The 22,348-nt window shown below is 45.9% G+C and carries 14 protein-coding genes and 1 pseudogene; 2 read left to right on the top strand and 13 right to left on the bottom strand.

The window, feature by feature from the left end:
- Positions 1 to 47 precede the first annotated feature (47 nt).
- Positions 48 to 2,272, bottom strand: a pseudogene (locus tag ACW9JV_RS09445) (ATP-binding cassette domain-containing protein).
- 168 nt (positions 2,273 to 2,440) lie between these two features.
- Between ACW9JV_RS09445 and ACW9JV_RS09450 the strand changes: the two are divergent.
- Positions 2,441 to 3,403: a helix-turn-helix transcriptional regulator gene (locus tag ACW9JV_RS09450; RefSeq protein ID WP_457333615.1), complete on the top strand. Its 963-nt coding sequence runs from the start codon at positions 2,441 to 2,443 to the stop codon at positions 3,401 to 3,403.
- 235 nt (positions 3,404 to 3,638) lie between these two features.
- Here the strand turns inward: ACW9JV_RS09450 and ACW9JV_RS09455 are convergent, their stop codons facing one another.
- The 7 genes from ACW9JV_RS09455 to ACW9JV_RS09485 form a co-directional block, all read right to left on the bottom strand.
- Entirely contained in the window at positions 3,639 to 4,580 is a 942-nt protein-coding gene (locus ACW9JV_RS09455; RefSeq protein WP_457333618.1) for a DMT family transporter, read from the bottom strand.
- A 19-nt stretch (positions 4,581 to 4,599) separates the two neighbouring features.
- Positions 4,600 to 5,967: a TRAP transporter large permease subunit gene (locus ACW9JV_RS09460; protein ID WP_457333619.1), complete on the bottom strand. Its 1,368-nt coding sequence runs from the start codon at positions 5,965 to 5,967 to the stop codon at positions 4,600 to 4,602.
- A gap of 126 nt (positions 5,968 to 6,093) precedes the next feature.
- On the bottom strand, positions 6,094 to 7,305 hold the full coding sequence (locus ACW9JV_RS09465) for a M24 family metallopeptidase (protein WP_457333621.1): 1,212 nt from the start codon (positions 7,303 to 7,305) through the stop codon (positions 6,094 to 6,096).
- Positions 7,306 to 7,382: 77 nt separating this feature from the next.
- Positions 7,383 to 8,825: an aldehyde dehydrogenase family protein gene (locus ACW9JV_RS09470; protein WP_457333622.1), complete on the bottom strand. Its 1,443-nt coding sequence runs from the start codon at positions 8,823 to 8,825 to the stop codon at positions 7,383 to 7,385.
- Between the two features lie 27 nt (positions 8,826 to 8,852).
- Positions 8,853 to 9,893 carry a homoserine dehydrogenase gene (locus tag ACW9JV_RS09475; RefSeq protein WP_457333624.1) on the bottom strand — a complete coding sequence of 347 codons (1,041 nt, stop codon included), beginning with the start codon at positions 9,891 to 9,893 and terminating at the stop codon, positions 8,853 to 8,855.
- A gap of 27 nt (positions 9,894 to 9,920) precedes the next feature.
- On the bottom strand, positions 9,921 to 11,120 hold the full coding sequence (locus ACW9JV_RS09480; RefSeq protein WP_457333626.1) for a M20 metallopeptidase family protein: 1,200 nt from the start codon (positions 11,118 to 11,120) through the stop codon (positions 9,921 to 9,923).
- Positions 11,121 to 11,139: 19 nt separating this feature from the next.
- Positions 11,140 to 12,354: a cystathionine gamma-synthase family protein gene (locus ACW9JV_RS09485; RefSeq protein WP_457333628.1), complete on the bottom strand. Its 1,215-nt coding sequence runs from the start codon at positions 12,352 to 12,354 to the stop codon at positions 11,140 to 11,142.
- 173 nt (positions 12,355 to 12,527) lie between these two features.
- On the opposite strand from ACW9JV_RS09485, the gene ACW9JV_RS09490 reads away from it, so the two are divergent.
- The gene (locus tag ACW9JV_RS09490; RefSeq protein WP_457334686.1) at positions 12,528 to 14,231 is read left to right on the top strand and encodes a PucR family transcriptional regulator; all 1,704 of its coding nucleotides are present in this window, start codon (positions 12,528 to 12,530) and stop codon (positions 14,229 to 14,231) included.
- Positions 14,232 to 14,275: 44 nt separating this feature from the next.
- Here ACW9JV_RS09490 and kapB read toward each other — a convergent pair whose 3' ends face one another.
- The 5 genes from kapB to ACW9JV_RS09515 form a co-directional block, all read right to left on the bottom strand.
- The gene (kapB, locus tag ACW9JV_RS09495) at positions 14,276 to 14,650 is read right to left on the bottom strand and encodes a sporulation phosphorelay system protein KapB (protein WP_457333630.1); all 375 of its coding nucleotides are present in this window, start codon (positions 14,648 to 14,650) and stop codon (positions 14,276 to 14,278) included.
- A gap of 129 nt (positions 14,651 to 14,779) precedes the next feature.
- A complete protein-coding gene (locus ACW9JV_RS09500) occupies positions 14,780 to 16,264 on the bottom strand; it encodes a glutamate synthase subunit beta (protein WP_457333632.1) in 1,485 nt (494 codons plus the stop codon).
- Between the two features lie 36 nt (positions 16,265 to 16,300).
- Complete coding sequence (gene gltB / locus ACW9JV_RS09505; RefSeq protein ID WP_457333634.1) at positions 16,301 to 20,899, bottom strand: glutamate synthase large subunit; 4,599 nt, start codon at positions 20,897 to 20,899, stop codon at positions 16,301 to 16,303.
- A gap of 225 nt (positions 20,900 to 21,124) precedes the next feature.
- A complete protein-coding gene (locus ACW9JV_RS09510) occupies positions 21,125 to 21,901 on the bottom strand; it encodes an NRDE family protein (protein WP_457333636.1) in 777 nt (258 codons plus the stop codon).
- 15 nt (positions 21,902 to 21,916) lie between these two features.
- Positions 21,917 to 22,330, bottom strand: a complete 414-nt coding sequence (locus ACW9JV_RS09515) for a DUF2203 family protein (protein ID WP_457333638.1) — start codon at positions 22,328 to 22,330, stop codon at positions 21,917 to 21,919.
- Between the last annotated feature and the right edge of the window lie 18 nt (positions 22,331 to 22,348).

Below are 22,348 nucleotides of genomic sequence, written 5' to 3' on the forward strand. Positions count from 1 at the left end.
CCTTATGTCATATTAAGTCTTTTAAATAGGTGGATACTAAAAGCCGTTCAATCTTCTCTTAGATACCGTGCCGTTAATGATTGTCCTTCTTTAGTCAATTGCATAGGCGTGCCTTCAAACATAATTTTCCCACCCTTGCGTCCTCCATCAGGACCAAGGTCGATAATCCAATCCGCTTGTTTAATGACATCCATGTTATGCTCAATCACAATCACAGAACTTCCGTTTTCAACGAGGCGATTTAAAATGTTAAGCAGGTTAGTGATGTCCGACATATGCAGACCTGTCGTTGGTTCATCCAAAATGTAGACGTATCCATGTTTGTGTAACTCATCGGCAAGTTTAATCCGTTGGCATTCTCCGCCCGAAAGGGTGCTTAACGGCTGTCCCAATGTTAGATAGTCTAAGCCTACATCATGTAGTGCCTGTAATGTACGGCAAATGTCTTCTCTTTCAAAAAATTGCAGTGCCTCAAATGCCGTCATGTCTAAAACATCTGAAATGGATTTTCCATCTAACTTATATTGAAGAACCTCATCTTTAAACCGTTTACCATGACAAGTTTCACAAGTAGTTCTAATATCCTCAAGAAATGCAAGGTCCGTATAAATAAATCCATTCCCCTGGCATTCCGGGCAAGCCCCTTTTGAATTAAAACTAAAAAGTGATTTACTTACCTTGTTAACGTGCGAAAAGGTATCTCGAATGGCATCCATAATGCCCGTATATGTCGCCGGGTTTGACCGAATTGAGGTACCTACAGGCTTTTGGTCGATAACAATGGCATCTGGATGCTGTGCTACAAACTCATCAAAAATCAATGTGCTTTTTCCTGAACCTGCCACGCCAGTAATTGCCGTAAGTACACCGCATGGAATATCAACAGTCACGTTCTTTAGATTGTGTTTTGAGGCTTCGACAATGGGAAGGTATCCGTTGGGTTTGCGGCTTTCCTTTTTTATCAGTTGTCTAGATTTTATATATCTTCCGGTTAATGTATTAGCATCGTACAACCCAAGAACACTTCCTTCATAAACTATTTCTCCTCCGTTTGTGCCTGCCCGCGGTCCAACATCTACAATATAATCAGCGATTGCAATAACATCCCGGTCATGTTCAACTACGATCACGGTGTTTCCTTTGTCCCGGAGTTTTTGCAGCATGTCATTGAGCCTATGTACATCACGAGGGTGCAGTCCAATACTCGGTTCGTCGAAAATGTAAATCATGTCCGTCAAACTGCTATTGAGATGTCGTATCATTTTAACGCGCTGTGATTCACCGCCCGATAAAGTTGATGTTTCCCGATTCAGTGTAAGATAATAAAGCCCCATGTCCATCAAATTAAGTAATCTACTTGCAATGTTGGAAATGACAGGGATTGCTATTGGATCCTCTATCGTTTCGATTACCTTGCTCAATTCTCCTACTTCCATCGAAGCGAACTGAGCAATGTTATAACCATCAATTTTTCTTGGCTTAATCGAGTTCCATTGCATGCCGTGCAATGTGATAAGATGATAAACTTCTTAACATTATTCGATAATTGATTGATCTCTTTTTTCAAGTACATGCGTCTAAACCTGTCTATAACGCCTTCAAAATACTTGACGGGTTCATTTTTTAAGGGTAATACGATTTTCTTGTCTTTCCCATGTAGTAACGTTTGCCATTCTGTATCTGTGTAATCTTTTAATTTTTTGTCCGGATTGAATATACCTGAGTTCAAATGCTTCTGCCAGTACCAAGTCCCCACGGAGAAAGTGGAAAACAAAATCGCTCCTTCATTAAGTGACTTTGTCGTATCAAATAACTTTTCTACATTCGGCTCTATCCTTCGTCCGATTCCCTGGCACTCCGGACACATTCCTTCCGGATTATTGAAGGAGAACACTTTGGATTCGCCAATAAACGGTTTTCCAATACGAGAAAATAACAATCGCAGCCATGAATAGATATCTGTGACCGTACCAAGTGTTGAACGAGCATTTCCACCTAAACGCTTTTGGTCAATCACCATAGCAGGGGAAAGATTCTCGATGGACAAAGCGTCCGGTTGAGTATATTTGGGTAATCGATTTTGGATAAATGTCGTAAAGGTTTGGTTCAATTGCCGTTGGGCTTCCTTACTGATCGTATCAAAGACGATAGATGACTTCCCAGATCCTGATACACCCGTAAATATGGTGATTTTCTTTTTCGGGATTTCAAGGGAAATGTCTTTTAAATTATTTTCGTTGACATCGCGTAAAATGATGTGATTGTGCATCACCTGCTGCACCTCCTGGCTAAAACTTTATTTGTTGTGAACTGCAACCATAAGTTTTCAAATGGAACAGTGATCCCAATGAGTTATCCTTAATATACATGAATATTCTTGACAACCTATGTCATATTTTATTAAATAAACATAACAAATTTATAAAAAAGGGTGCGGTTGATGAGAGGGGACCGACTTGTATCTATACTTTTATTATTACAATCACAAGGACAAATGACAGCTAAAGAATTAGCAGAGAAGCTGGAGGTTTCCGAACGAACCATTTATCGAGATATGGAGGCTTTAAGTGGAACCGGTATCCCGGTTTTAGCAGAACGGGGGAAAAACGGTGGCTGGTCATTATTGGAGGATTATCAAACCAATTTAACAGGTTTAAAGGAATCTGAAATCCGAGCGTTATTTGTTCCTTCTTCTACACAATTACTTGATGATTTGGGCTTGGCCCGTACATCCGAAGAAGCCAGGAATAAATTGATCGCTTCGCTTCCTTCCATTTACCGTGAAAACGCTAAAGATGTCTGGAATCGTATTCATGTTGACATGACTACATGGTTTGAACAAAAAGAAAAAATGGTGGCTTTCGAAGTCCTTAAAAAGGCAATTTGGAACGAACACAAATTACAAATTGAATATCAACGTGCGGATGGAAAAACGAATGAACGTGTTATAAAACCCCTTGGACTTGTGGCCAAGGGAAGTCGTTGGTATTTTATTGCTTCCAAAGAGAACGATGACATCCGAATTTACAGGGCATCACGGGTACGGTCCGCAACGCCGGTAGAAGAAACATTTGAAAGACCTAAGGATTTTAATCTTGTGCAGTATTGGGAATCTTCTACTAAAGCATTTATAGAAAGCCTGCCTCGTTACGAAGTGTGGGTGGAGGTGGCACCGTCTATCTTGGCATGGCTAAAATTCTCGGGACAATTTGTTCAAATTGTTGAAAGTAGGGATCAGGAAGGCTGGATACCTGTCAAACTTTCGTTTGATACCGAGGACGAAGCCAAGGGATATATATTGGGGTTTGCAGATCAAATAAAGGTAATTGAACCGAAAGGGTTACACGATAAGATACTTGAAATGGCTGAAGCTGCTGTGGCGTTTTATAAACATGAAAAGTAATGTTTTATATTTCCGTTGACAGTATATGAAGATATGGAATATTTATCCTTACTATGTCCTAGTTTTGCACGTATCTCGGAGTGACCCCATGTTGTTTTGATTCCTAAGATCATCACGTGCAGGTGCTATACATTTCTGCTCAATTACTCCATATATAATGAAACGTTCTGCTAAGCTTACTTGCCCATGCCAGAAAGGTGATCAAACTTTACCCCAAAGAGACGAAAAAACCACGTTAATCATTCTTGAATAGATGCCTTTTTTTATGCTGCAGCCATTTCTGTTCGACATAGCCTGTTCCCAGAAGCACGCCAACAACAATGAAAAAAAACCCTCCCAGCTGCCCGGGGTAAATCGCTTCATTTAAAAACCAAGCGGAGCTGATCATTCCAAAAAACGGAACAAAATTGTTAAATACCGCCGTTTCCCCTGCCCCTATCCTTTGAATCGACCGGTTGAATATTTGGTGGCCGAGGGCGGTTGCCAGTACCGCTGACCCTGTAAAAACAGCCCATACCCAGAGCGGAGCTGAGAAAGCCGACGTTATTCCTTCGTCTTCCATCGCTACGCTGACGGCAAATAAACCAGCAGATCCAATCAAAAACATAAAACCGGTTAATTCCCTCGATCCCAGTGTATGGGTGGCCTTTCTTATATATACAAAGCTGGCAGCCTGGGAAAACATCGCGATAAAAACAAAAACATCTCCGATGGATAACCGGCTGACCGCTGGACCGCTGCCGGCAGCACTTATCAGAACAGCCCCTGCCAACGCAACTATCACACCCGTTATTTTAAGCTTTGTCACCGAATCATGAAGAAGCAGCATAGCAAGAATGGCTGTCGTTAGAGGGACAAGCGCCATAATCAAAGATGTATTCACAGCCGATGTGTTGGCAAGACCGGCGGCCAGAAAGAAATGGTGAAGGATGATACCCAGTACTGATGCGATACTCATATGCTTCCATTCATGCAGCGAAAAGGTCCTCCATTCTCCTTTATAAGCAATAATAAGAAGAAGAACCACGCCGGCAGCAAATATCCGCAACGCCTGCATCCCGGCTGGTTCCATATATTCAACCAGAATTTTAAGCGCAGCTACATTCATCCCCCACAACATCATGACGATGATTACCAGCACATAGTTCATCCACAAAGAAGATCGTTCCAGCATCATTTTCCCTTCCAATCTATCATTATAATAACGCCCACCAATGCATCGTACTGAGAACTGTTGTCAGAACTACTGTCACCGCCGCAATAAAAGGTGCGTTTTTGCGAATGACATGCCGGGGCTTTTCTTTCATTAGATGAGAAGCCATTAATACGGAACCTGAAAATGGAGACACCTGCACAGCGAGCATCCACGCTGTCAGAAGCATCAACCCCATGAAAGCCGGATCAACGCCGAATTGTTCAGGCTGCAGCGAACTACCGAATCCAAGTACAATAATAACAGGATGGATCCCGACAAAAGCCAATGCCATTGCCACAGCGATTAACAATAGAATGAACAGGGGAATGATTCCTCCGGACCCTTTCATCATCATCCCCGATAACCATTTGCCCGCGTCACTTAAGGACAGCGCCTCACCAAAATAACCAGCCGTGATAAATATACCAATTTCATTGTATAGACGGTGAAAGGAATGAGTAACGTGCTGCGCCGCACCCTGTATGTACGTACGTACCATTCCTGCTCCGCCCGACCAGATGACGGGCAGAAAGAGCGCCGTAAGAGATACTGCTGTCAGCATGGAAACAGGGAGGATAAACTCCATTACAAAAGACAGCATTAATAATATCAAAATATAAATACCGAGCATCCATAATCCATGTTTGATCCGGCCTTTGTCCTGGACCGCTGGCTGCTGATTTTTCACCCAATGTTCGCCTGAAAATACCGTCACACGGAAAAAAAGCCACACGATTAACGCATAAATCAAGGCCAGGATCAAGCCGAAGATGCCGATCCTTCCCCAGGAAAGGTCATATAAACTTAAAATGAGGCCGACATTAATGAAATAAGGAGACCAAAGCATACAAAATCCAAAACCTCTCAGCAACGTAATGCCGAACCGTTTATTTTCAAAAGCGGAAAAACTTTCGTATCCTAGATTATAGACGAGCGGCATTGATCCGAGGTTTAAAATGGATCCCATCGAAGCAGTTAAGATAAACCCTGTTCTATATGGATGAGAGGCATGCCGTTTCTCCCTTTCCAGAAAAAAGGCCTGCAGTGCCTGCAGATAACCTGCTTCCGACATTACAATCCCAAAAAACGGAATGAGGAGAAACAAGGCTAAAAGATTCATGTTTTCACCAAAGCTGTATAATACCCTGGAAAACGATGGATTATAGAAATAAAAAAGACTGCTCCCGATAAGCAGAAGAATGATAACGACAGATCGGTTTAAAGGATTCATTTTAAATAGGGAAAAAATCAACAGAACTGCTGCGATAGCACTGAATAACTGCTGAACAAGGACACTGGGAACAAATACGTGGAGAAGATACAGAATCACTGCTGTAAAGGCAGTCATTCCTAGATACTTATCACTCATGAAGCACCCTTCTTTCTTATACACTACGTATCTATCGTATCACGCCCTGCCGGCCTTCTCCATGGAATCTTGTTATGTAACAGAAAAAAAGCTCCGCAGTACCAATAGACTGCAGAGCGGCATGCTTTACGTGGCTGAACCTTCCCCGGAAGTAAAGGAACTGACCTGAGATGGTTCTTTGATATAAAGGTCTCTCGGTATATCCGCAAACGTTTCACAACCACTCTCCGTAATACGGATCGATTCGGTGATCTCCACTCCATAATTATCGAGCCAGATGCCGGGCATTAGATGAAACGTCATATTCGGCTGCATGATTGTCCGGTCTCCTTTGCGGAAACTGACTGTATGCTCTCCCCAGTCCGGAGGATAGCTTAAACCAATGGAATAACCGAGCCGGGATTCTTTGAAATAACCACGCTTAGCGATGGTTCTGCTCCAGATATCCTCCACTTCTTCTGCTGTAATACCAGGTTTAATGTGTTCCATTGTGGTTTCGATACCTTCAATGACCACGTCCGCCAGGTCCCGGACTTTATCCGGAGCGTCACCGATGGCCATGGTTCTCGCCATAGGAGTGTGATACCGCTTGTAGGCCCCTGCTATTTCAATGGTCAGATAATCGCCGTAACTGTACCGTTTGTCCGTCCAGGTAAGATGCGGGCTTGCTGTATTCTCATTGGAGGGGATCATCGGAACGATGGAGGTGTAATCGCCGCCGAAATCCGAAGTCCCGCTGATCTGTGCCTGATAAATGGCAGCAGCCACATCATTTTCACGGATTCCGATATCCGCGGTATCATATGCGGCATTCATCGCATTCTCTAGAATTCTTGAAGCCTTTTTCATACACTCAATTTCAGCATCGGATTTAATCAGCCTTACCCAGTTTACGAGGGTACTGAAGTTACGGAATTCAGCATTTGGAAGACCCTGCGTGATCCGTTCGTAACACATCGCTGTAAAATAGAAAGCATCCATTTCAAGTCCGATTTTGCGGTTGCCCTGCCCAATCTCAGTCAAGATGTTAGCTACAAAATCCATCGGATGTTTAATAGTGGACTGCACGAACTCATCCGGATAGGGAATAATATGATTATCATCCAGCCATGTTGTCACCTGGGCGCTGTGGGCATCCATCTCTCTTCCGATCCATATCGGCTGTTCTTCATCAATCATCACGACTAGAATTTGATGTACATAAAAAGACCAGGCATTATAACCGGTCAGATAAAACATGTTGGATGGATTGGAAACCAGCAGCACTTCAATGCCGTATTCCATCATCTTCTGTTTCGTATGATTCATTCTTAGTAAATACTCTTCGTTGTAAAACACATTTCCACCCCTTTCTGTAATGCTGTCATTCATAGTGATAAAGGGGCGGGGATGCCTGTGCGGCAGCCCCATTCCTTTTACTCATCCATCCATTTAAACGCAATGATCCGTTCTTCCGACATCTCTTTGATGGCATATTCCACGCCTTCCCGGCCCAGACCGGAGCCTTTCACTCCACCAAACGGCATCGCATCAATACGGAAGTCACTACTGTCATTAATCATTACTCCACCGACGTGCAGTTTTTTGGATGCTTTTAAGGCGGCATTAATGTTCGTTGTAAAGATACCTGCCTGAAGACCATAATTCACATCATTGGAACGTTCAATCGCTTCATCCAGATTTTTCACTTTAAAAAGAAGAACCGCCGGGCCAAATACTTCTTCCTTCACAATCACCGCATTACCCGGCACATTCTCCAGCACCGTTGGGTCATAATGGGCACCGCTGCGATGTCCACCGGTTAAAATGCTGCCTCCGGCTTCCACCGCTTCATTGACCCACTCTTCCACGCGGATGGCTTCTTTTTCATTGATTAAAGGTCCCATGTCTGTGCCTTCCGACAATTTGCTGCCGGTTTTCACTTCCGCTGTCTCTTTCAGGAAAAGGTCTTTGAATGTATCATACACGTCCTCTTCTACATAAATCCGTTGCACCGAAAGGCAATTCTGGCCGGCTGCTGCAAAAGCTCCGCTGGCGCAGGCAGATGCAGCAGCATTTAAATCTGCATCCGCGCGTACAATAACCGGGGAATTAGAACCAAGTTCCATGGAAAGTCTTTTCAACCCGGCTTTTTTTGCGATTTTTTCCCCGGTTTCCATGCCTCCGGTGAAACTGATCATATTTACATCCCGGCTTTCAATCAAAACGTCACCAATATCCCTGGCACGCCCGGTAATGACACTCAGTACTTTTGGAGGCAGTCCTGCACTCATAAACGCTTCTGCCAGTTTAACAGCACTTAACGGGGTTTCTGTAGCCGGTTTGATAATCACCGCATTACCGGCAGCAATACCCGGCCCGATCTTATGGGCAATGAGGTTTAACGGGTCGTTGAAAGGCGTTATCGCTGCGATAATACCTACCGGAAAGCGGAAATAATAGCCCATTCTGTCTGTATTGCCAGGCATCTGGTCAAAATTGATGGATTCCCCGGTAAGGCGTCTTGCTTCTTCCGAGCTGATCCGGATCGTTTCTGCGGCTCTCGTCGTTTCACTTCTTGCTTCGTTAATCGTCTTGCTCCCTTCCAGAGCAATGGTTCTTGCAAACTCTTCAAGATGTTCCTCAATATAATCCGCTGCTTTTGTCAGAATATCCATCCGTTCCCGGACTGATAAATTCGCAGCGATGTCGGAACCTTCTTTTGCCAGATCGATCGCATTTTTCATATCATCGGCGGAGCCGGCTGGAATGGAGCCGATTTTCTCATTGTTCTCCGGATTTAGGACATCAATCTCTTCTGTTTTCTGCACCCATTCCCCTGCCAGCAGCATTTTCCCTTTTCCTGTTTCTACTGCCATGTTACCCGCCACCTTTCCTATGAAATGTTAGACAAGGTTTCGTTCCATGTTTATTAAATCAACCAACAGGGCAAATCCGGTTTCAGGGATGCCCGCTCCCGCCCCCATCAGTGTTACGGGACCGGATAAGTCACAATCGTACGTTACAGCGTTCAATGCTCCAGATATACCGGCAAGCGGATCATCATGTGGAATTTTTTCAGGTTCAACAGCCGCCGTAATTCTTCCGTCTTCGTTCACTACTTTTCCTATGAGTTTCCACTTCTTCCCTTCTGATGCAGCCTGTTGAATATCTGAAGGGCTTATTTCCGTGATACCTTTGCAGGAAACTTTGTCTTTAGTGAGTCCGGCCCCCATTATGACATTTGCCAGAATAATAACTTTGTAAAGGACATCATAACCTTCCAGATCACTCGTTGGGTCTGCTTCCGCGTAGCCTTTTTCCTGGGCTTCTTTTAATGCTTCATCCAATGACATGCCGGTTTCCATTCTGGTGAGAATATAATTGGTCGTACCATTGAAAATACCTTTTATTTCTTTTATTTCATTTCCAGTCAGAGAAGTGAGCGGCATCCTGAGGGCGGGAGTTCCGCTCATAACCGTACCTTCGAATTTAAACTGAACATTGTGCTCTTCAGCCATCCGCTGCAGTTCCTGGTAAGCCAGAGCGACTGGGCCTTTATTTGTCAAGACAGCATTCTTTCCGGCAGCAAATCCCTTTTTACAGTGGTCAATGGCCGGCTGGCCGGTGTGTACATCTGTAAATGTAATCTCCACCATTGTATCCGCATTGGACTTTTCAATTGTGGTTAAACTATCCCATCCCCTGATCAGTCCTTCCTTTTCCGGATAATGATGAAGCGTTCCATCTTTATGCAGAGATTCAAAAACAGCTCGTATATCCAAGCCATCCGGGTGATGAAGGGAACCTTTATATAAATCAGCAATGGAGACAATCTGAAAATCTGCGCCGTACGTTTCTATCAGGGAACTTCCTTTATCCTGAATAATGTCAGCAAGCCCCTGTCCGACACCGCCAAAACCGATGAATGCCAATTTATGTGCCATGGTATCCTGCTCCCTTCTGTCTATCGTTCAGCTGCTGCGAAAATACTGAAGCGCCGCTCCTGCAAGAAGGGAGGCGCCGGCCGGCAGCACGTCTTCATCCAGATCAAAACGAGGCATATGCAGACCGCGCAGGTTTTTATCTTGAAACCCCGCCCCCAGAAACAACATTGCGGCGGGCACTTCCTCCGCCATATACCCAAAATCTTCTCCACCCAGTCCGTATGGTTCCCGTTTGATGGAGAACCCCGGGAACATATGATCGATCGTTTCCTGAAAAATCTGAACAGCCTTTTTATCGTTATGAAGCGCGGGTTCTCCTTTTTCAACTTTCAGCTCATACGCGCCTCCCATCGATGTCACCATGGAAAAAGCCTGCTCCAGTTCTTGTTCAAGGTGTTTTCGTGTTTCTTTGTCATAGCTCCGCAAGGTTCCCTGCATGGTGACCTGATCGGGAATAACATTGGTCGAAGAACCAGCTTTCACCTCGCCGATACTAATGACAGCGGGCTGCAGCGGTGACGTTCTTCGAGACGTTATTCCCTGTACAGCCTGTATGACAAAGGACAGCATCCATAATGGATCGGTCCCTAGATGAGGGTAAGCCCCATGGCCGCCGGTTCCGCGTATCTCCGCCTGAAACGTATCCACATTTGCCATGCTCGGACCTTCATGCAGCCTTATGGTACCGGGAAGATACTCCGGATCCATATGCAGAGCAAATGCCATGGAAACATCCTCGAGTATCCCATGCCGGATCATATAAGGAGCACCGGATAGTCCTTCTGTATCTGTCATTTCCTCTGCAGGCTGAAAAATAAACTTCACGGTACCCTGAAATTCCTGCTCTTCCGCCAGAAGATGTGCAGCTCCCAGCAGCATCGTCGTATGCGCATCATGGCCGCACGCGTGCATGATGTCTTCTCTGCTGGAACGGTAGGACGTCTCATTTTCTTCGTGTATCGGAAGTGCATCCATGTCAGCCCGCAGTGCAGCAACAGGACCGCTTCCTTTCTGCAGGATGCCTATCACGCCAGTTTGCAGTCCGGTTTCCTCGATTCCGGAATACACTATCATGCCCGGCAGTTCCTGAAGTTTCTCTTTAACGAAAGCTGCTGTGTTTTCTTCCTGAAAACTTAATTCAGGATACTTGTGAAGATGCTGCCGCCATGCGGAAAGCTGCGCCCCGATAGATACTGCTTTCTGATAGATATAATGTGTTGAATGCATCGTGCAGCCTCCTTTGTCGTTACCCTTTCGTCACAGCGGTATCTTTCAGCGAGGCAAATGCTGCTTCAAGATCTGCGATCAAGTCATCTGTGTCTTCAACGCCGACCGAGTACCGGACAAGGCTTTCCGGAATGCCGAGTTGTGCCCGTTCTTCCGGAGTGTTCTCCACGTGGCTTGTGGTTCTTGCAGGACCGACTGTCGTTTCGACAGACCCAAGGTTGGCAGCCCGATTAGCGTACTGCAGCTTCGGGAGGAAATCACGGACCGCTTCCATCCCGCCTTTCATGGAAAAACTGAGCATGCCCCCGAACTGCTTCATCTGCCGGGCTGCAATATCGTGACCGGGGTGTTCTTTTAATCCCGGATAGAACACCTGGTCCACCAGCTCGTGATTTTTCAGATATTCTGCTATTTTCATTGCAGAGTCGCAGGATTGTTTCAGGCGAAGGTGAAGAGTTTTCATCCCCCTTAAAATCAGGTAGGCAGCCATCGGATCCATCGTAGCCCCATTAATTTCCCGGTAATGAAAAATCTTCTCTACGAGATCACGACTGCCGCATACCGCCCCTCCGAGAGCGTCGGCGTGACCTCCGAGAAATTTGGTCGCACTGTGAATCACAAGATCGACCCCGTATTCGAGTGGATTCTGATTAATTGGTGTGGCAAAAGTGTTATCGATAAATACCATCGCATTCACCTTCCTGGCTGCCCTCACCATTCGTTCAATATCTGTAATTTTGACTGTAGGGTTTGTCGGTGTTTCCAGATATAGTATTTTACAGCCTTTGCTTACCTCTTCCTCTATTTCTTGATGATTTCCTGTTTCACAGAGAGTTACATCAATATTAAGCCGCGGCAGAAATTCACTGAAGATTTTATTTGTACCACCGTAGGTATCATTCATTGATACAATCCGGTCTCCAGGAGTTAAAAACGTGGACAGGGAATTACTGATCGCAGCCATTCCGGTTGAGAAGCTTGTAGACGCTTCAGCACCTTCCAGCTCCTTAATTTTCTGTTCAAATGATTCAACTGTAGGGTTTGTATTGCGGCCGTAAATGTGTCCATCTTCGCGTCCGACGGCTACGTCATACCAGTAATCAAGATCATCATAGGAATAGGCGACACTGTGTACGACCGGCACCTGAGTGGCACCATGTGCTCTATATTCTTTCTCTCCGGACCACACTGCTTTGGTCGAAGACTGAATCATTCGATTTTTATCGTTTCTCATGACAAACACTCCCTTTTGCTTCGTACTTTCTTTCCTCATGGTTTTATCATATGATAGATAACGTAAGATTCCATTCATCAAATTGTATAAAAGTATCCATTCTCTTTTCAGCAGGATGGATAAAAACAAATCTGACAGGCAAGATGGAAAGGACGGACGGGGGGTGTAGCGTGATGTTCAGCGTAAAAGATATGCTCGAGCTTCCGATTCTTGAGCAGGCAGAACCAAAAACCAGCACATCAGCCGGCATGGACAATCCAGTGGAATGGGTATCGATCATTGAACTTCCGGTGGAAAACTTTGTCCGAACAAATGAGGTCGTGTTAACGGCAGCGATGGGGTGTGAAAACGACGAACAGAAGCTTCTTGCTTTCACAAAAGAAGTGATGAATGCACAAGCCGCAGCGCTCATCATTGCAACCGGCCGACATTTAATCGAAATACCATCCATTGTCATTAAATATTGTGAATCGTATGGCTTTCCTCTTATAGAGCTGCCTTGGGAAATTCGTTTCGCTGATGTCAGTCATTCCATTTCTACTGCGCTGCATCAACAGGAACGGAGTTTTGTAGACCATTCGGATAAAGTCCGCAAAGAACTGCTGGAAATCATTTTAAACGGCGAAGGAACAGCAGAGATTGCAGCCTATCTGTCCCGGAGTCTCGGTATGCCTGTTTTGATTACAGACAGGCACGGTGCACTGAAAACAAAAAGCACCGGTGCGGCGAAACTCGAAGAAAGCTGGCATGCCCACCTGCTGCAACACGGAGATCCACTTTATTTTCATCTGGAAGAATCGTTTGATTCCGGTCCCCTTCCAAACAAAATGCACTGGATACGTATGGACCAGAGAAGGGTGCTGCAACTGACTGTGCAGGGAGCCAGAGAAATTCAGGGATTTATTGTGATTGAATGGCCGTACAATCTTCCGGAAGATGATATTTTTCAGGAGAACATTCTCATTCTACTTGAACATGCCGTCACTACGTCAGCGTTATGTTTCCTCCATGACCAGGCGGCACTGGAAACTGAAATGAGATTAAAAGATGACTTCGTCTGGAGTCTGACAAAGGGAACATTTGAATCGAAGGATATTGCTCTTTCCAGAGCTAAATCTCTCGGCTATCATTTGAACATCCCCTATTTATGTATAGCTGCCCGGCCGGAACATCTGGATCAACTGTATGAAAAGGAAATATTATCAGCCCCTTCGTTTGAAATATGGCTGAGACAGATCGGGGAATGGTTGGAAGAAGAAGTACAGCACGCAGGCAGGACACTGCAGGCAAAAACGATGACTACTTTCCAGAAAGAAGAATTAATTATTTATGTTGAATCCCATACCGAAAGAGGAGTGGAGACTGCTTATCCTTTTATTGAACTCCTTGAATTTAGAATACTGCAGAGACGCCCTGATTTTTCAATGTCATGGGGCATCGCGAAAACATTCGGAGATGACTTTTTTCACGAAGGATATAAAGAAGCGCATTCCGCCCTTGATATCGGCCGTCGTCAGAAAGGCACCGGATATATTACAACATATGCGAACACAAGGTTCGACCGGGCGCTGCTTGCTCTTACAGAAAACGAAGAGCTCCGCAGTATAACAGAAGCTATTATTGCCCCACTGCTCCATTATTCCCGTGAACGCGGCATTGATCTGGTCCACACCTTTGTCGTGTACAACCGTAACAAAGGTAACATCAGTCAAACAGCAAGAGATTTAAATCTTCACCGGCAGTCATTAACTTACCGCCTGAGAAAAATTGAGACAAAGACAGGATGCAGCCTGGATGATTCAGATGAGCTGTTTCTGATTGATCTTTCCATCCGCCTTTATAACATCAGTGCAGCCTCTGAAAAGAAACAGACGTAGATATAATAAAAAGGAACCATTTCCATGTGGTTCCTTTTTATGCTTCATTCATGGATTCCATAATCCTTTTTCAGGTTTTCCATTGTTTCCAATGACTTCTCTGAATACTCATCCCCTCTTCCCAGTAAATCCTGCTGCAGATCTTCAAATGCCTTTATCAAAGAATCCCGGTACGATGGAAGATTTTCTTCAAAAGGTTTCACATTCGGCGACGGAACCCAGACTTTTTCGTGTTCAGCGAGCGCTTTTCTTTCGTGAAACAATGGTACATCCACACGTTTGGGCTGGTGAAGATCTCCCTGCATGGGATGTTTCAACACAGCAGCCACTTTCATTAAGGTTTTTTCGTTTTTTTCATCTATTTTTTCCCCGGCATACACGCCGGTTTTGTACGATGCTTTTATAAAAGGACCAGTCATCGAACATTCCTCCTGCGTTTCATTGTTTTGTCTATTTTATCATGTATTCTTTAGTATTTTCTAATAAAAGTACGGTACGTGAAATTTTATTGATTGTGAAAAGAGAGGCGGGCCTCAGCCCGTCACCTCTTATGGCAGATTCGTGGAGCCCATCAAATATCTATCGCATTCACGTGCCGCTTCGCGGCCTTCATGAATTGCCCATACAACAAGGCTCTGTCCTCTTCTATTATCTCCGGCAGCAAATACATGCTCCTTGTTCGTCTGATACACGCCATATGCTGCATCTACATTACTTCGTTCATCGGTTTCAATTTCCATTTTTTCAAGAAGATCCTGTTCCGGCCCTGTAAAACCGACAGCAAGAAAGACAAGATCAGCCTTCCAAACCCGTTCTGTCCCGGGGATTTCTTTTCGTACCTTCTGTCCATCTTCGTAAACGGTATCGACATCTACAGTGTGAAGTTCTTTCACCCTGCCGTTTTCGTCGCCGACGAATTTTTTCGTCATGACTTTATATGCACGTGGATCGTCTCCAAACACTGCTTCAGCTTCCTTATGCCCTTCTTCCTGGCCGTATACAACAGGAAACAGCGGCCACGGGTTATCTTCAGGGCGTTCGACCCCTTTTTCAGGATGGATATCAAACTGAATCAGGGAGTTACAGCCGTGGCGGATGGATGTCGTAATACAGTCCACCCCTGTATCCCCGCCTCCAATCACAATGACATCACGGCCCTCGGCAGAAATGTAGTTACCGTCCTGATGCTCGGAGTCCAGGAGCGATTTTGTATTTGGCCTCAGAAAATCCATCGCGTAATGAATTCCGTCGAGACCTCTACCTTCCGCGGGAACATCACGATGAACCTGCGCTCCCGTACAGAGAATAACGGAATCAAAATCGCGGTTCAGATCTTCTTCTGAATACGTCACCCCGATATCAGCGTTTGTGACAAACTCCACGCCTTCTTCTTCCATAATATCAAGACGGCGTTTAATTATATGATAGGAAAGTTTTACATCGGGAATACCGTAAGTGAGAAGACCTCCTATACGGTCGTCTTTTTCAAAGACGGTGACCTGGTGTCCGGCTTTGTTAAGCTGGGCAGCGGCTGCAAGCCCGGCAGGACCGGAACCGACAACGGCTGCTTTTTTCCCGGTGCGTTGCTGCGGCGGTTCGGCCTTTATCCATCCTTCCTTAAATCCTTTTTCAACAATATTGAACTCGATGGATTTAATGGTCACAGGATCATCGTTCAACGCCACTGTACAGGAGCCTTCACACGGTGCCGGGCATACTCTGCCGGTGAATTCCGGAAAATTGTTTGTTTTATGGAGCCTGATTAAAGCCTCTTTCCACTGCCCCCGGTACACAAGATCATTCCACTCCGGTATTAGATTGTAAACTGGACAGCCGATTTCTCCGGAACCATCCATCGTCGTACCGGCCTGACAGAAGGGGATCGCACAGTCCATGCAGCGCGCCCCCTGCTCCTGCAGTTTTTCTTCCGACATCACCAGCTGAAATTCCTGCCAGTTTTTTATTCGTTCCATCGGTTTTATTTTAGGAGGGGCTTCCCTCTCATATTCCATAAAACCTGTTGCTTTCCCCATACCTTTCACTCCAAACGTTATATATCTCGATGCCGTTTATTTTCCTCCTACTCGCGCTGCCGCCGTCTTCGTTTCATTAAAAGCGCTCATGATGGCTTCCTCTTCCGTGAGCCCTTCATTTTTGGCGTTTTCGATGGAGGCCAGCATGTGCTTGTAATCCTGCGGAATGACTTTTACAAATTTCGGAAGGGTGTTCTTCCACTGCTGCAGGATACTTTCAGCCAGTGAGCTTTCCGTATAGGAGGCGTGACGTTCTATCATGTTTTTCAGATGTTTGATATCTTCCGGATTTTCGACCGGTTCCAGATTAACCATTTCCCGGTTGCACAACGAAGCAAATGTGCCGTCCCGGTCCAGTACATAAGCCGTTCCACCTGACATGCCGGCCGCGAAGTTCTTACCGGTTCCACCTAAATTGACAACCGTACCGCCTGTCATATATTCACAGCCGTGATCTCCTAGACCTTCCACTACGATATTGACGCCGCTGTTTCTCACAGCAAACCGTTCCCCGGCAACACCCCGGATATATGCTTCACCCGAGGTCGCGCCGTAAAAGGTGGTATTTCCTATCAAAATACTTTCTTCCGGCGCGAAAGTAGAGTTTTCAGGAGGATACGCAATAATTTTCCCGCCGGATAATCCTTTACCGAAATAGTCGTTGGCGTCGCCGACAAGAGTATGGGTCATCCCTTTCGGCAGGAAGGCACCGAAACTCTGCCCGGCTGAGCCGCGGAATGTAAATCGGATTGTATCCTCCGGAAGGCCTTCAACGCCGTATCGTTTCGTCACTTCACTTCCGACAATGGTTCCTGTCACCCGGTCTGTATTACGGATGGCAAATTCGCCGAATACAGGTTCCTGATGCTGGATGGCATTATCGGCGGCCTTTAGAAGCGTCGTAACGTCCAGGGACTCTTCCAGCTGGTGTTCCTGTTCGCGGTGTCCGAAATGCTTGGACTGATCCAGTTTCTTCGGGCGGTAAAGGAGATTGGACAGATCAAGAGCATTTGCTTTCCAGTTATCTACATGGTCTTTCTGCTTTAAGAGATCGGTTCTTCCTACCATTTCATTCAGACTGGTAAATCCGAGTTCTGCCATCACTTCACGGAGTTCTTCCGCTACAAAATGCATAAAATGAACGACATGGTCCGGACTTCCCATGAATTTTTTGCGCAACTCCGGATTCTGAGTGGCTACGCCGACAGGACATGTGTCCAAATGGCACACACGCATGATGACACATCCGAGTACAACGAGCGGCGCCGTTGAAAAAGCAAACTCTTCGGCCCCGAGGAGAGCCGCTACAGCAACATCTTTTCCTGTCATCAGTTTGCCGTCGGTTTCAACTTTGATACGGTTTCTGAGGTTATTTTCAACAAGGGTCTGGTGCGTTTCCGACAATCCGATTTCCCAAGGAAGTCCTGCATGTTTGATGCTTGTTTTTGCCGCTGCACCTGTTCCTCCGTCATATCCACTCACAACAAGACCATCAGCACGTCCTTTAGCCACGCCTGCTGCGATCGTTCCAACGCCTGTGCCGGACACCAGCTTCACGCTGACGCTTGCGGATGGATTAGCGTTTTTTAAATCGTGAATAAGCTGCGCCAGATCTTCAATCGAATAAATGTCATGGTGCGGCGGAGGAGAAATAAGTCCGACTCCTGCCGTTGTACCGCGGACTTTTGCTATCCACGGATAAACTTTGTTTCCAGGCAGTTGTCCGCCTTCGCCCGGCTTTGCTCCCTGAGCGATCTTAATCTGAATTTCATCCGCATTGACGAGATAATGGCTCGTTGCTCCGAAACGTCCGGAGGCAATCTGTTTGATCGAACTGCGCCGCGAGTCCCCGTTCGCATCAGGCGTGAAGCGGTCCGGATCTTCGCCTCCTTCACCGGAATTGGATTTCCCGCCGATTTTATTCATTGCAATCGCAAGTGCTTCATGGGCTTCTTCCGAAATCGCACCAAATGACATGCCTCCGGTTTTGAAACGTTTTACAATGTCTTCGGCAGCTTCCACTTCTTCAATGGCTACCGGATTCCGGCCCTCGGTCTTAAATTCCAGCATACCCCGCAGGGTTGTCTGCTTTTCTTCCTGCTGATTAATCGCTTTGGAGTATTTTTTATACAGTTCGTAATCATTCTGTTTTGCCGCGTGCTGCAGCATGTGGATCGTATGGGGATTGTATTGGTGCGGTTCCCCGTTCCGCCTCCACTGCATGTCATCTCCCGGTTCCAGCGTTCTGTCCTGCCCTTCCCGGGTGGTATAGGCTTTGGAGTGACGGATCAGCACCTCGCGCGCAATCATATCAAGAGAGACACCACCGATTCTGGAAGGCGTCCAGGTGAAGTATTTATCCACCACTTCCGGAGAAATACCGACAGCTTCAAAAATCTGGGCTCCCCGGTAACTCTGGATCGTCGAGATTCCGATCTTCGACAGTACTTTCATGATTCCTTTCGTTGACGCTTTAATGTAATGCTGTACTGCTTCTACGTAAGACGTATCTTCCAGCCAGTTGTCCCGGATCATCTCATCAATACTGTCAAACACGAGATATGGATTTACAGCTTCGGCTCCGTAACCAAGAAGAACCGCGTAATGGTGGACTTCTCTTGGTTCCGCTGTCTCCACCGCAATACTGACCTGTGTTCTCATGCCGTTACGGATGAAGTGGTGGTGAAGTCCCCCCACTGCCAAGAGAGCTGGTATCGGCGCATAGCTGCTGTCCACATCACGGTCGCTTAGAATGATGAGTGTGGATCCTTCAGCTACTGCTTCATCAGCAGCGGCAAATAACTGCTCCAGAGCCGGCTCCAGTGCGCCTTCCCCTTTGGATGCATCAAACACCATAGGGAGGGTGACAGACTGAAATCCTTCTATCTTATCTGAACGCAGCTTGGCAAAGTCTTCATTGTTCAAAATCGGTGTTTTCAAGTAAAGGTGGCGTGCGCTCTCCGGTTCCGGATGAAGCAGGTTGCCTTCCGTACCGATCGTAGTGCCTACCGCGGTGACTAATTCTTCACGTATCGCATCAATGGAAGGGTTGGTGACCTGGGCAAACAGCTGCTTAAAATAATTGTAAAGCAGATGTGGATTTTCCGATAATGCAGCAAGCGGCGAATCATAGCCCATCGATCCGACCGGATCCTGTCCGCCGGCAGCCATAGGCTTGATCAGTTTATCAAGTTCTTCATACGTATATCCATACGCAATCTGTCGTTCTTTTAAATGATCGAAATCGGTGTTGTACACCTCACGGCTTTCCATCACCTCTTCCAGGTCCGTCAGACATTCATCCACCCATTTTTTATATGGTTTTTCAGTTACAATATCATGTTTGATTTCCTCATCCGGTACGATACGACCTTCTTCCATGTCCACAAGCAGCATGTGTCCTGGGTGAAGCCGTTCTTTGTACAGGATATCTTCCGGGTCTATATCAAGCACACCCACTTCGGAAGACATAACGATATGGTCATCTTTGGTCACATAATACCGCGCCGGACGCAGACCGTTACGGTCCAGACAGGCACCGACTTTCCGTCCGTCGGTATAGGCAATTGCCGTCGGACCGTCCCAAGGTTCCATCAGGGTGCTGTTAAACTGATAAAAGGCCTTTTTGTCTTCAGGCATATGGTTATTATTCTGCCACGGTTCCGGTATCATCAACATAGCGGAATGGGGCATGGAGCGTCCTGCCAGAGTCAGGAACTCAAACGTGTTGTCAAACATGGAAGAGTCACTGCCGTGATGGTCAATGATCGGGTGTACTTTATCAAGATCTTCTTTGAATTTTTCCGAACGTACGACAGCTTCGCGGGCATGCATCCAGTTTACATTTCCCTTAATGGTATTGATTTCCCCATTATGAATAAGGTAGCGGTTCGGGTGAGCCCGCTCCCAGCTGGGGAAGGTGTTGGTGGAAAACCGGGAATGAACAAGTGCTACTGATGTTTCAAATGCCGGATCGTGAAGCTCATAGTAAAACTGGGGAAGCTGCTCGGTAGTGAGCATACCTTTGTATACAATCGTGCGCGAAGAAAGACTTGCAAAATAAAAAGAATCCCCTTCTTCCACTGCCGTTCCTGCTTCATTTTCTATCCGTTTGCGGACGACATATAGCTTTCTTTCAAAATCATCCCGGGTCTGCAGCGCTTCACTTCGTTCTATAAATACCTGGAAGACCGCCGGTTTTGTTTTAAGCGCAGCATTTCCTATCATACTGTCATTCACCGGCACTTCTCTCCAGCCGAGAAGCTTCTGCCCTTCTTCCTCAATGATATTATTTACTTCTTCGATGCTCTGCCGGCGTCTAGTTTCCTCGGCCGGAAGAAACATCATACCGACACCGTAATGGCCTTCGTCCGGCAGAGAAAACGAAAGATTCTTCTCCCACTTTCTGAAAAACTGGTCGGGTATCTGCAGAAGCATCCCGGCGCCGTCTCCTGTATTCGGTTCATCTCCCTGGCCTCCACGATGTTCCAGGTTGGCCAGTATCGTCAGGGCATTCTCAACAATATCGTGGGATTTTTTTCCCTTTATATTGGCTAAAAACCCAATTCCACAGTTGTCATGTTCAAATTCGGATTGATAAAGGCCCGCTTGCTGTGAAATATAAGGCTGTGTCATTACCTTCTCCACCTCTCTCAAATCTTTCTAACCGTTGGCAGTTCTCTCTTTTTTAAAAAGTAATATACAAAAGCATATCATTTTTCTGACATTTCGGCAAATTATTTTACAAAGTTTTTTTGCTTTGTAAACGCTTACTCTGCGTTTTTCTCGCCTTTCTCTTTTTTGAAAAATGAAAGCGCCTTTGTATAATTATAATGAACAACGAAAAAATATGCATATTCTCTATGTTTCTGTCACCCGGTGATCCCAGTAAAACGTTGAGCGTGCCGCCACCTCAGAATTTTCGCGGAATGTCTTCTCTTCGATCACTACGCTCCCCTGATTCGACAACATGAACACCGTCTGGGATCTAGTCCCATAACCTTCCATATTTATGAATAAAGGTGACAATTTTTTTTCAAGGGACAAACCGATACCCGTATCAGGAAGCTGGTCTTCTCCGGCCTCTTCAGAATCGGATAACACGTCGAAAAGAGAATCCGTGGAAATCCTGGAATCAGGTCCCAGCATCAATCTCGAAAAGCTTGATTTTATTTTTTTCACTTTCGGCCATGGAGTTTCTAAATATGCGTTGCTCAGGCCGTATATACCGGAGGGGAGGAATCGTTTTTCGTCGTCTGTCTGATTGGTTGCATAGTAGAGTCCGTTCCTGTCTCCTCCTATTAAATTGTAACCTCCATACCAATGTCGATTTTTCCTCAGTTCCTTAAAAAAACCTTCTGTATCTCCGGTTTCGAGGAAATCTTTCACTATCGTCCCACGGGACCATGGAGCATTTGTTTCTCCCGGATCTCTTACATTGGTTACAGCAGCAAAACGTCCGGCCTTTGTCACTCCCATCCAGGTTCCTCTCTGCTTCAGGTCTTTTCCTGCAATAATGGGCGAATCGTACCATGAATGAAGCGGCGCTGCCGGTCTGTCGTAAAATTCGTCACGATTTGCTGCGACAATCAATGGATACTCAGGATGAATCCGGAAGCCGATTCCAATGAGGCACATCCCTGCTTCCTCCTGTCAATCATCGTCGGTCTTTCCAATGAATTTCCGGTGTTCCACCGATTCGAACCATTCATAATAATAGGAAATATACTCTTCTCCCTGCCGCCAGGATAGAAAAATGGATTTCCCCTGCAGGCGTGCCGGAAAATCTACAATCCCTTCATCAATGCTTTTTACGTATATGCTTGCTGACTCCAGCTGGTCAATCAAATGAAAAGCCTGAATTTCCAGAAAATCAATCGAAGCTTCGAGCAGAAAGATATCCTCTTTATATTTCGCTTCTTCTTCCAGTCTTCCCTTCTTTACGGCCTGAAGATGATGATAACTCGTTTTATATTCATGCTGCAGATGCTGAAGATGGGCCATTTCTTCACGTACATCCGGCAGTACGGCATTGGCTTCGCTTAAACCAAAATATTTTGCGGACATTCTTACCTCCTCCCCTGA

The sequence above is a fragment of the Salibacterium sp. K-3 genome (assembly GCF_054052005.1).